This window comes from uncultured Candidatus Kuenenia sp. (assembly GCF_900696675.1).
GTDB lineage: Bacteria > Planctomycetota > Brocadiia > Brocadiales > Brocadiaceae > Kuenenia > Kuenenia stuttgartiensis_A.
Genome location: NZ_CAADGZ010000115.1, coordinates 1 through 10,994, shown reverse-complemented (window position 1 = coordinate 10,994; position 10,994 = coordinate 1). Strand labels below are relative to the sequence as shown.

13 protein-coding genes are annotated in these 10,994 nt (G+C 37.4%); 12 read left to right on the top strand and 1 reads right to left on the bottom strand.

The genetic code is table 11. From position 1 onward, the window contains the following. Nucleotides 1-247 precede the first annotated feature (247 nt). The 12 genes from pseB to QZT26_RS13895 all read left to right on the top strand — a co-directional run bounded on the left by pseB (nucleotide 248) and on the right by QZT26_RS13895 (nucleotide 10,296). Nucleotides 248-1,231 carry a UDP-N-acetylglucosamine 4,6-dehydratase (inverting) gene (gene pseB / locus QZT26_RS13950; RefSeq protein ID WP_295102965.1) on the top strand — a complete coding sequence of 328 codons (984 nt, stop codon included), beginning with the start codon at nucleotides 248-250 and terminating at the stop codon, nucleotides 1,229-1,231. A 12-nt stretch (nucleotides 1,232-1,243) separates the two neighbouring features. Then, complete coding sequence (locus QZT26_RS13945) at nucleotides 1,244-1,477, top strand: hypothetical protein (RefSeq protein WP_295102962.1); 234 nt, start codon at nucleotides 1,244-1,246, stop codon at nucleotides 1,475-1,477. After that, the gene (pseC, locus tag QZT26_RS13940) at nucleotides 1,443-2,999 is read left to right on the top strand and encodes a UDP-4-amino-4,6-dideoxy-N-acetyl-beta-L-altrosamine transaminase (RefSeq protein ID WP_295102960.1); all 1,557 of its coding nucleotides are present in this window, start codon (nucleotides 1,443-1,445) and stop codon (nucleotides 2,997-2,999) included. The genes QZT26_RS13945 and pseC overlap by 35 nt, the downstream gene beginning before the upstream one ends. A 10-nt stretch (nucleotides 3,000-3,009) precedes the next feature. After that, complete coding sequence (locus QZT26_RS13935) at nucleotides 3,010-3,648, top strand: pseudaminic acid biosynthesis-associated methylase (protein WP_295102957.1); 639 nt, start codon at nucleotides 3,010-3,012, stop codon at nucleotides 3,646-3,648. Between the two features lie 62 nt (nucleotides 3,649-3,710). Continuing rightward, the gene (locus tag QZT26_RS13930; protein WP_295102954.1) at nucleotides 3,711-4,781 is read left to right on the top strand and encodes an N-acetylneuraminate synthase family protein; all 1,071 of its coding nucleotides are present in this window, start codon (nucleotides 3,711-3,713) and stop codon (nucleotides 4,779-4,781) included. Next, the gene (locus tag QZT26_RS13925) at nucleotides 4,775-5,473 is read left to right on the top strand and encodes an acylneuraminate cytidylyltransferase family protein (protein ID WP_295102951.1); all 699 of its coding nucleotides are present in this window, start codon (nucleotides 4,775-4,777) and stop codon (nucleotides 5,471-5,473) included. Before QZT26_RS13930 ends, QZT26_RS13925 begins: the two co-directional genes overlap by 7 nt. A 20-nt stretch (nucleotides 5,474-5,493) precedes the next feature. Then, a complete protein-coding gene (gene pseG, locus QZT26_RS13920) occupies nucleotides 5,494-6,498 on the top strand; it encodes a UDP-2,4-diacetamido-2,4,6-trideoxy-beta-L-altropyranose hydrolase (protein ID WP_295102948.1) in 1,005 nt (334 codons plus the stop codon). Beyond that, nucleotides 6,495-7,547, top strand: coding sequence for an N-acetylneuraminate synthase family protein (locus QZT26_RS13915; RefSeq protein WP_164994347.1), 1,053 nt, complete (start codon nucleotides 6,495-6,497; stop codon nucleotides 7,545-7,547). Before pseG ends, QZT26_RS13915 begins: the two co-directional genes overlap by 4 nt. 149 nt (nucleotides 7,548-7,696) lie before the next feature. Further along, on the top strand, nucleotides 7,697-8,419 hold the full coding sequence (locus QZT26_RS13910; protein ID WP_295102944.1) for a formyltransferase family protein: 723 nt from the start codon (nucleotides 7,697-7,699) through the stop codon (nucleotides 8,417-8,419). Continuing rightward, entirely contained in the window at nucleotides 8,416-9,123 is a 708-nt protein-coding gene (locus QZT26_RS13905) for a WbqC family protein (protein ID WP_295102941.1), read from the top strand. Before QZT26_RS13910 ends, QZT26_RS13905 begins: the two co-directional genes overlap by 4 nt. Next, nucleotides 9,120-9,794 carry a class I SAM-dependent methyltransferase gene (locus QZT26_RS13900; RefSeq protein ID WP_295102938.1) on the top strand — a complete coding sequence of 225 codons (675 nt, stop codon included), beginning with the start codon at nucleotides 9,120-9,122 and terminating at the stop codon, nucleotides 9,792-9,794. The genes QZT26_RS13905 and QZT26_RS13900 overlap by 4 nt, the downstream gene beginning before the upstream one ends. 337 nt (nucleotides 9,795-10,131) lie before the next feature. Continuing rightward, nucleotides 10,132-10,296, top strand: coding sequence for a hypothetical protein (locus QZT26_RS13895; protein ID WP_295102936.1), 165 nt, complete (start codon nucleotides 10,132-10,134; stop codon nucleotides 10,294-10,296). 80 nt (nucleotides 10,297-10,376) lie between these two features. Here QZT26_RS13895 and QZT26_RS13890 read toward each other — a convergent pair whose 3' ends face one another. Continuing rightward, the gene (locus QZT26_RS13890) at nucleotides 10,377-10,559 is read right to left on the bottom strand and encodes a hypothetical protein (protein ID WP_295102934.1); all 183 of its coding nucleotides are present in this window, start codon (nucleotides 10,557-10,559) and stop codon (nucleotides 10,377-10,379) included. Nucleotides 10,560-10,994 lie beyond the last annotated feature (435 nt).

Sequence of the window (10,994 nt, the reverse complement as noted above, 5' to 3'; positions counted from 1 at the left end):
CGTGGTGATGGCCATCCCGGAAGTGAAGTACTTTGGCGAGGCATGTCACGTTTGGCTGATATTGAAGTTGCTTACGAACTTTACACCACTTAGCCTTCAGCTCAATTGGCCGTACAACTACGGTGCTATTGAAATTTGTGGGTAAAGATTAGCTTATATGCAGGCAAATGCTTCGCCCCTACCTGGGATGTTTTTTCGAAAAATAGATTTTAGATTTATTTGAATGTAGCAAACGGGGATATTATTAATGTTAGACAATAAAGTAATACTAATTACCGGTGGAACCGGTACATTTGGGAAAAAATGTACAGAAATTATCCTCAAAAAATATAAGCCTAAGAAATTAATTATTTTTAGCAGAGACGAACTGAAGCAGTTTGAGATGACGCAAATCTTCCCTGTCAGGGAATATCCTTGCATGCGCTACTTTATTGGAGATGTGCGCGATAAAGAACGGTTGTCACGCTCTTTTCGTGGGGTTGATTATGTAATTCATGCGGCGGCCTTAAAGCAGGTTCCCGTCGCAGAATATAATCCTTTCGAGGCAATAAGAACCAACGTCTTTGGTGCAGAAAATATTATTAACACGGCAATTGACCAGGGAGTAAAAAAAGTTCTTGCGCTAAGTACAGATAAGGCTGTTAGTCCTATAAATCTCTACGGAGCAACAAAGCTGTGTTCTGAAAAACTATTCATAGCAGGAAATTCTTATGTTGGGCTAAATGAAACATCCTTCAGTACCGTTCGTTACGGAAATGTAATCGGAAGCAGGGGAAGCGTTATACCGCTCTTTTTAAAACAAAAGGAAACAGGTGTATTATCCATTACCGACTCCCGCATGACACGATTCTGGATTACCATTGAGCAAGGTGTTGATTTTGTCCTGGAATGCCTTGAACATATGGTAGGTGGTGAATTATTTGTGCCAAAACTTCCAAGTATGAATATAATGGACCTCGCTAATTCAATAGCCCCGGATGGCGAAATAAAAGTTGTTGGTATTCGTCCGGGTGAAAAACTACACGAGGTCATGATCTCTAAAGACGAAGCTATAAGGACATTGGAGTTTAAGGACTATTATATGATCCAGCCCACGTTTAAATTTTTTGAACGGCGTTATAAAAATAATCATGGAGTGCCTGTTCCGGAAGATTTTGAATATAATTCGGGGACAAATAAATGGTTTTTAACAATTCAGGAAATGGGTGAAATTATAAAGGATATAAAATAGAGGAGTTTAAAAATGCATACATATAAATATGAAATCATGGTTAAAAGCGATGGGTCTTTAGATTTTCATAAAAAGATACCCGCAATAAAAGGGAAAAGGGTAAAAATAATAATTATAGAGTCAGATACTAATAAAGAGCTTTCTACCGAAGAGATTATGAAAGCTGCCGATAAAGATTGGTTTGAATGGCACAACTCTGAAGAGGATATATATGAAGATTACAGAAGATACCTTCCAAAAAGGTAGCATATATCTGGCCGAATTCCCCTTTACCAGCTTTAAAGGCGCAAATATACGTCCTGTAGTTGTTCTATTTGAGGAAAAAGGATGCAATGATGTGACGGTAATGGCTATATCATCTGTAACTGAAAGAGAGAACAAAGCGAATGCCATTCTTGTCTCCCCTGAAGATAAAGATTTTATAAAGACAGGTTTAAAAAAAGAATCCTTAATTCTAACCCATAGAATGGCAACCATTAAAAAAAGCAGGCTTTTTTACAGGTTGGGTTACCTAATGCAGAAATATTTAGATGAGATAGATACAGCATTGTTGCGTCAACTAAAAATTGGGCACCAGATTAATGCAATACAAAAACATATTCCTTATAGCCGTCAAGCAATTGATGAAAAAGATATAGCTTCGGTATGTTTTGCGCTCCGTTCTGACTGGTTAACACAGGGACCAAAAATTAAAGAATTTGAAGAGCTACTTGCTGATTACTGTGGGGCAAAGTTTGCCGTAGCCGTTTCCAGTGGCACCGCAGCCCTGCACGCAGCTTATTTTGCTGCTGGTATAAGTCCTGGTGATGAAATAATAACAAGTCCCATCACCTTTGCAGCAACCGCAAATGCAGCCATCTATATGGGCGCAAGACCGATTTTTGTGGATGTAGAGCCGGATACCGGCAATATAGATACACGAAAAATACAAAGCGCTATTACCGCAAGGACAAAAGCCATTGTTCCGGTTCACTTTGGCGGACATCCTTCTGATATGGAACAGATACACTCAATAGCTGATAAGAATAGGATTGTTGTTATTGAGGATGCCTGCCATGCCCTCGGTGCACAGTACAAGATAAAAGATAATGATGGCAATGAAAAATGGGTAAAGGTTGGTAGTTGTACCCACTCAGACATGACTATCTTCAGTTTCCACCCCGTTAAGTCTATAACCACCGGGGAAGGCGGAGCAGTGCTAACAAACAACGAAGATTTCTATAAAAAAATGTTGATGTTCAGGAGCCATGGTATTACCAGAACAGACTTTATTAATGAACCTCATGGCGAATGGTACTATGAGATGCAGTGCATGGGCTATAATTATCGTATGACCGATATTCAGGCAGCGTTAGGCATATCTCAACTTAACAAACTTGATTCATTTATAAGGGTAAGAAGAAACATACGAGACATATATAATAAGGAATTTACCCAAAATCCTTATTTTGATATTCCTGTGGAGAAAGATTATGTTAATTCAAGTTTGCATCTTTATGCGGTAAAACTGAGGGGAAAATATATAGGACAGAAGGCAAAAATTTTCGAAAGATTGAAAGGAAAAGGACTTGGAGTACAGGTACACTACATCCCTGTTTATCTCCATCCCTTTTATAGAAGAACCGGCTATGATGAAGGTATTTGTCCAGATGCAGAGTTGTTTTATAAAAGACAACTTAGCATCCCCTTGCATCACGGTCTTAGCGAAACAGATGCTTTACGTTTAACGAAGATTGTTGTAGAAGCATTCCAAAACGATAAAAAATAGGGAGGAAAGCTTGAGTTATCAGATTGCCCGGTGGGCTGGTGTATTCGGTCATGAATACACTGACAGGAATATGTCCAATATATTCGAAATGGAGGCCATTTATAAGAAAAACTTTGGTATTACAAGACAACAGATGAATGAAGAATTTCTATCTGACCTTGATAAAGATATTGTAGTTTTGGAGGTGGGTTGTAACGTTGGTAATCAGCTTATTCTGCTTGCAGATATGGGATTCAAAAAACTCTATGGTATTGAATTATCCGACTATGCATTTGAAATTGCCAAAAAAAGGACAGAAACAAAAGGTATAAGTTTTATCAAAGGCAGTGCATTGGACATTCCTTTCAGGGATGGTTTTTTTGATATGGTTTTTACCTCAGGTGTTCTAATACATATACATCCCGCCGATATACAGAAGGCTATTTTAAATATACACAAATGCTCTGGGAAATATATTTGGGGTTTCGAATATTATGCAGAAAGTTATCAGGAAGTGCTCTACAGAGAGCATAAAAATCTGTTATGGAAAACTGATTTTGCAAAACTATATAAAGATGCTTTTTCAGGCCTCAAGCTAATAAAGGAAAAGAAATATATCTATCTTGATGATAATAATCTTGTAGATCAGATGTTTTTGTACGAAAAGTAGCTCAAGCAAATAGCAAGTTTTTTATGAAGATTTGAGGCAAATACAATAAAGGAGAATATGGAATGTCTGCTGAAATTGCTGGGAAAATAATCGGAGATGGGCAACCAGCCTACATAGTGCTTGAGGCAGGTCCGACGCACACAGGTCTTGAATCTGCAAAAAAGCTTGTAGATATCTCTGCTGGTACAGGAGTAGACGCTATAAAATTCCAGATGCTTGATGTTGAAAGGCTGATGGGAGAGAAGGATGTAATCTTCTCTTATAAAGTCCTTTCTGATAAGGTTAAAAATATAACGGATACGGTAGGAGAGCCTCTTTACGACATATTGAAAAGACGGGTACTTACCAAGGATGAATGGAAGGCGCTTAAACTGCATTGTGATAAAAAGAAGATTATATTTATTTCAACTGCTGTTTTCCCAGAGGAAGTTGATTTTCTTGTTGATGAACTAGAAACACCTTCAATAAAAATTGCTTCCGGCGATATTAATCATCTTCCAATTATCAGACATGTTGCTAGAAAAGGTGTAAACATACAAATGGACACGGGCAGTTCAGATTTATGGGAAATTGAAAGAGCTATTGGCGCTATTGAATCCGAGGGCAATAAAAATATTCTTATACATCTTTGTCCGACAGGTTATCCTGCCAGGCTCGAAAGCATACACCTTAGAATGATCACCACTCTTAAGACAATGTTTAGTGAATATGCCGTTGCCTTTTCAGACCATACACCGGGTTGGGAAATGGATATTGCTGCTGTAGCTCTTGGCGCCAACCTTGTAGAAAAAACTATTACTACAGACAGAACAATAAGAAGCTGTGAGCATATGTTCTCACTTGAACCTCATGAAGTTAGAAGATTTGTAAGCTCCATAAGAGAACTTGAGATTGCGTTAGGAACTTTCCGAAGGACAATACCTGATGAGGCAAAAAAGGGAAGACTGAAAGTAAGAAGGAGCATATTCTTAACAAAGGAAATGGACGCGGGAAATGTTCTAAGGATTGAAAATATTGACTTCAGGAGACCAGGTTATGGCATAGGCCCTGATGAGATTAATTATGTGATAGGAAAGAGATTAAAGAGAAAAGTCGGCAAGGATGAGATGCTTAGGTGGGAGGATATATGTTAAGTGAGGAATTTCTTTGTATTATCCCCGCAAAAGGTACTTCCAATAGGTTAAAAAGAAAAAATATAGCTATGCTAAACGGAAAACCTTTGATTGAGTACGCTATTGATGCCGCTAAAAAAGCAGATATTTTTAAAGAGATATTTGTTTCTACGGAGGATGATGCGATTAAAAGAATGGCCGAAAATTATGGAGCAATTGTTCCTTATATGCGGCCTGAAGAGCTTTCTAAAGATCCTGCCGGTGTAGTTGATGTCTGTTTGCATATGATTAACTATCTGGAAGGGATAGGAAAATTTTATAAGACCCTTTTCATTTTGCTTCCTACATCACCTTTAAGAACTGACGTAGATATTATATCTGCACTTAATAATTTTGCTCGGTCAGATGCTAAGGTTCTCATGAGTATATCAGAGTATATGCACACACCTTTTGCTGCATTAAAAGTGGACGGCAAAGGCTATCTCAGCCCTTATTTCCCTAAGCTTATAAATCTAAAAAGCCAGGAGATGCCAAAGGCATATATCTGTAATGGGGCGGTGACAATACTTGATATTACCGAGTTTAAGATGCAAAAAAATTACCATTTCTATCCAATGGTTTCATACACAATGCCATGGGAAAGGTCTATTGATATTGACAATGAAATTGATCTGAAGTTTGCAGAGTTTATTATGAAGGTTGGTACTAAATAAAATTTTGCATGAATGCAAAGATGTTGATTAGAGCAGACGCTACGCGGGATATTGGCACTGGCCATGTCATGAGATGTTTAGCTTTAGCCCATTCATGGAAGAAACAGGGTGGGGAAATAGCATGGGTAACGCACTGCGACACTAAAAAAATACTGGAAAGAATAAGACAAAACAGTTGTAAAGTTTATGAATTGAGCAGGCATAGCAGTTTAAAAGAAACGATAGACATTATTGATGCCGAATCCCCCGACTGTGTTGTTCTTGACGGTTATCAATTTGATACTGCATATAAGAAAGGCGTATCTGAATGCGGTATCAAACTGCTTGTTATAGATGATTATGCTCATCTTGATAAATATTATGCGGATATAATCTTAAATCAGAATTTTGGCGCAGATAAATTTAAATATAACGCATTACCTCAAACAAAATTTCTGCTTGGAACTGATTACGTTATGCTGAGAAGCGAATTTTTCAATTATAGAGGGTATAAAAAAGAAATTAAGAATAAAGTGGAAAATATCCTTGTTACGATGGGTGGCTCCGATGCCGAAAACCATACTGCAAAGATGCTTGATGCATTGAATCTATTGGATGTATCGCTTTGCATAAAAGTTCCAATTGGCGCCAACAATCCTCATCTCAATTCGGTAAAAGCCATTGCAGATAAAAGTAAACACAACATAGAAATTATTTATGACTCACAAGACATGCCTGCCCTTATGCAATGGGCTGATGTAGCAATCTCGGCAGGTGGCACAACTACATGGGAGCTTCTTTTTATGGGCGTACCTTCTGTGTTATGTATAACTACGGACAACCAGGAGAATATAGTAAATTCGTTAAACAGAGAAGGCATGGTAATGTCTTTAGGTTGGATAGTGCAAAACAATTACCTGGATATTGTTAGTATTTTACAAAAACTCATTGCTAATAAATCTTTACGGGAAGAACTCAATAACAGATGCCAGGCAATTGTTGATGGTATGGGGACAGAAAGAGTGGTTGAGGCATTATGGCAATGAAGATTAAAATTGGCAATAAAAAATGTATAGGTGATGGTTGCCCGCCCTTTATTATTGCCGAAGCGGGGATAAACCATAACGGTGACATTGATATTGCTAAGAAAATGATTGAAGTTGCAAAGGAATGTGGCGCTGATGCTATAAAATTTCAGACATTCAAGGCAGATGAGTTTATAGCAAATCCTGATGAAACATATACATATTATTCTCAGGGCAAAAAGGTTGTTGAATCCATGTTTGAAATGTTTAAGCGCTATGAGTTCCCTAAAAAACAGTGGAAAGAAATAATTGCTCACTGTAAATCTAAGAATATCGTATTTCTCACTACGCCACAGAATGCATCCGATCTTGATTTAATCCTTGGGTTAACGAATCTTTCTATTATCAAAGTCGGTGCAGATGATCTGACTAACCTTATTCTATTGAAGTATTATGCATCTAAAAGAATACCTATGATTATATCCGCAGGTATGGCATACGCTTCTGAAATTGAAGATGCGGTTAATACTATAAGAAACGTAGGAAACGATAGCATTATTGTTTTACATTGTGTTTCCTCGTATCCCGCAGACGCAGAAGAGATAAATTTGAAAAAGATGGGAGCAATAAAAGATTCATTTGGAGTTACTATTGGTTTTTCTGATCATTCCATAGGAATAACTGCCTCTGTTGGTGCTGTTGCGTCAGGGGCGACGGTTATAGAAAAACACTTCACTCTTGATAAAAACCTTAAAGGGCCGGATCACTGGTTCTCCGCCGACCCGCAGGAACTTAAAGAACTTGTCAAATCAATCAGATTCATAGAAAAAGCACTGGGTTCCCCAGAATTGATTCCAACTACAAAAGAGACAGATATGAGAAAAATATGCAGAAGAAGTCTTGTTGCTGTAAGAAACCTTAAAAAAGGTCTCCGTCTCACAGAAACAGACATTGCATATAAGAGACCGGGGACAGGTATTGCGCCGAAATTTGCCCCTTATATATTAGGCAGAAGGCTAAAAACAAACATTAATAAAAATAACTTAATATTACTTGAACACCTAGATTGATGTCACAAAATAGAAGAATAATTTTTTTAGGGAACTTTGAGGAGGGTGTATTATCTCTTTTAAGACTAATTCGCGAAGGTTATAACGTACCAATTTGCTTAGGAGATAAAAGGGGCGATGTTCTGAAAGAATACTGTGAGATTCATAATTTGCACTACGCTGATGGCAAAATAGTAAAGGGACATGATTTTCTTGAGGTGCTTAATGTATATAAACCCGATCTGTTAGTTTCCAATAATTTCCTTTATCTATTGCCGGAGCATGTTCTTAAAAACTACAAAGCAATAAACCTTCATAGCTCTCTCTTGCCGGACTATAAAGGGCGGTATCCTGTTATGCAGTGTATACTGGAGGGGAAACAAAAAACAGGCTACACTATTCATTATATGTCTTCTGAAATGGATTGTGGAAATATTCTACTTCAGAGGGAAATTTCTCTTTCAGGTCAGGAAACATCTGTTGACATTATGAGGACTATGATATTTTCTCAGCCATCAGATATTATTAAAGCAACCGAACTTGCATTGAAAGGTTTTGAAGGAAGACCAATGATGAATAGCGGCCATAGCATTGATGTGGAACAATACAGAGAGCTTCGCATAGGAATAGATACTGTAGAAGAATGTACAAGAAAACTAAGGGCTTTTGTTAAGCCATATGCCCTCCCTTATATCAATTTGGACAGGCAGAAGTTTTTTGTTAATGAAGGCATATGTTCAACGAATATCGATAACAAAGGTGACGCTGTTACCCTGAGACTAAAAAATGGCTATCTTAATTTACTGAAAACATCTATTCATGGAGAGATATGGTTTAGCGCTGTGAACTTTATAAAAGAGATGGGAATAGAACTACCGGAGCATGGCAAGTGAGATTGACAATAATGCAACCTGCTTACTGGCCATGGCTTGGATGGTTTCATCGGGTAGCTATAAGTGATATGCTTATTATACTGGATAATGTGCAGATAGACCTTAACAGCAGGACAAAATTTGCAAACCGTAACAAGATACGTACCAAAGATGGTTGGCAATGGATTACTGTTCCATTAAAGACCAAGGGCAAGTTCGGAAATCTTTACCTTAATCACATTGAGGTTGAGAATAATCAGAGATGGAGAGAAAAACATCTAAGTGTTATACGACATAATTATTCAAAAGCCCTTTTTTTTAAAAGACATGAAACATATCTCATGGATTTATATAGCCGGAAATGGAAACTACTCACTGAAGTGGCAAATGAAACAACCCGATATCTACTTGATGCCTTACAAATTAAGACACCTCTTCTTTCCAGCTCTGAGATGAACGTTTCAGGCCAGAAAGATGAGTTTTTGCTGAATTTATGTAAAGCTGCTGGTGCAGATACATATATATCCGGACCTTTCGGCAGGACTTATATTCGTGAGAACTTGTTTGAAGCCAGTGGAATAAAGGTATTGTATCATGATTATAAGCACCCTGTTTATCCACAAACGTATGAGCGGTTTGAGTCCTTTATGTCTGCTATTGACCTATTGATGAATTGTGGGGATACGTCAAAAAACATCCTGATGGGAGAGGAAGGCATTTTATGACATTTTCAAAGGAATGGGAAGCACAGTTTGCTGCTGGGTCACACTTTTCACAGTATCCTTGGAGTGACCTAGTGGCGCTTGTAATGCGCCATGCAAATCCCAAAAAATATGATCATAAAGTAAAAGTTCTCGAACTTGGTCCCGGTGTTGGTGCAAATATCCCATTCTTTTTAGATAAAGGCTTTGAGTATCATGCAATTGAGGGATCAGAAACAGCAGTAAAATATATGAAACATAAATTTGGTGATAATATAGAAGTGATTGCAGGAGATTTTACCTCTCTCATTCCGTATGAAGAAAGTACCTTTGATTTAATAATAGATCGGGGAGCAATTACATGCAATAGAATGTATGGAGTAAAAAAGGCAATAGAAAAATCAGCATCTATCCTGAAGAGCGGCGGAATGTATATTGGAATAGATTGGTATTCCACCATCCACCCTTTCTCAAAATATGGTGTAGAAGTTGAGCCTAACACAAGGATTGATATCCCGATTGGAACCTTTAAAAACACCGGAACAGTACACTTTTTCACAGAAGATGAGTTGCGTTCCCTCTTTTATAAAGATTTTTATATTATGTACTTAGAACACAAAACATATAGTACTATAATCCCAGACAGAGAATCTGGCTGGGCATCCTATAATATTGTGGCAAAGGGGAGAAAATGAGGGATGGTAGTTTGGGTTGAGAGAAGTGAAACCCGACGTAAACATTTACAGCATTTATGGAAATGTTGGGATGCTTTATACATGCGCTTCGCTTTCTCTTCGAGTTGTACTTCAACCTGCCAATGCTATTACTTTGTAAGATTGACGATTAGTTACTCTTCCTGTTTATTCGGGTTTCAGGTTGGGTATTACCAATTCTTATATTCGTATGCTGGTGAAAGCTTTGAGAAAAACCGGTACTTATGGAAATCTCTGTGAAAGTTAAGACATATTGTGATATAGATGGCATATTTTCTACAGATCGAATAATCATACGCTAAATACTCAATAGGGAGAAATGAAAAAAATTAAGAACCGTCTTAAAAAGTTATTAAAGGAAGGCGAAAAACTTAGAGAAGATGACATCAATGCGCAAAGTATATGGGCACAAGAAGCCAAGATACTAATAAATGCGCTATTGAGGCAACCCCACATAAACAGAAATTTTCCAGCATATAATTAATTCTGTAATGCAAAATCACATTTAGAAAAAGTTGCTATTTTAAAGGCTATCTTACGTTCTTCTGCAGCAATAAAAAAATCTCATTCGAAAATATCAAATGGATTTCTTAAATTAAAAGAACAGACGTTTTCATTATTTAATAAATATGTATTACGAAGAATTGCAACATTTTTATTAGTTTCTACTATAATGGCGAGTGCTTGGTTTGCTTTTATTTCTATCGTAGCCCCATTACCCATAGCGACTACACCAGCTCTTACCATGGTCTGGTTATCAGTTTTTGTTCTGTTCTTCGTTCTCTTTCCAAATCTTCTCGACAAAGTAAAAAAAATCAAAGTAAAAGACTTCGAACTAGAACTTCAAGATACGGTTGCTAAAGCAACTACACGAGATTTCTTCTCAATTCCCTACTTTGACGAGCACATATTTTCCACAAAAGAAGATTTTCGGAATCTTAGCGATATAATGGAACAAGCTGCAAGAGTTCTCAATAAGCCAGTTTTACTGGTAGTCAATCTTCGAGATGACCGTTATATTTCCATCCCAATGCTTTTCATATACTTATTTTTCTGGCTCGTCCGCAGAATCTGTGGGTAATAAGTAAGGATTAGTAAGAGAAAAGGTGCATTGCCATCCCAAAGGGAGTAAGATGTTTTTTATCAAGAAAGCATCTTAACCCAAAAGGAGAGGCAATGCAG

Excerpts from the sequence above, each read along its gene's own strand:
- pseG (WP_295102948.1), top strand. The coding sequence starts at position 5,494 with ATGTTGATTAGAGCAGACGCTACGCGGGATATTGGCACTGGCCATGTC.
- QZT26_RS13930 (WP_295102954.1), top strand. The coding sequence starts at position 3,711 with ATGTCTGCTGAAATTGCTGGGAAAATAATCGGAGATGGGCAACCAGCC.
- pseB (WP_295102965.1), top strand. The coding sequence starts at position 248 with ATGTTAGACAATAAAGTAATACTAATTACCGGTGGAACCGGTACATTT.
- QZT26_RS13890 (WP_295102934.1), bottom strand. The coding sequence starts at position 10,559 with ATGGTAAGAGCTGGTGTAGTCGCTATGGGTAATGGGGCTACGATAGAA.
- QZT26_RS13915 (WP_164994347.1), top strand. The coding sequence starts at position 6,495 with ATGAAGATTAAAATTGGCAATAAAAAATGTATAGGTGATGGTTGCCCG.
- QZT26_RS13925 (WP_295102951.1), top strand. The coding sequence starts at position 4,775 with ATGTTAAGTGAGGAATTTCTTTGTATTATCCCCGCAAAAGGTACTTCC.
- QZT26_RS13900 (WP_295102938.1), top strand. The coding sequence starts at position 9,120 with ATGACATTTTCAAAGGAATGGGAAGCACAGTTTGCTGCTGGGTCACAC.
- QZT26_RS13945 (WP_295102962.1), top strand. The coding sequence starts at position 1,244 with ATGCATACATATAAATATGAAATCATGGTTAAAAGCGATGGGTCTTTA.
- pseC (WP_295102960.1), top strand. The coding sequence starts at position 1,443 with ATGAAGATTACAGAAGATACCTTCCAAAAAGGTAGCATATATCTGGCC.
- QZT26_RS13895 (WP_295102936.1), top strand. The coding sequence starts at position 10,132 with ATGAAAAAAATTAAGAACCGTCTTAAAAAGTTATTAAAGGAAGGCGAA.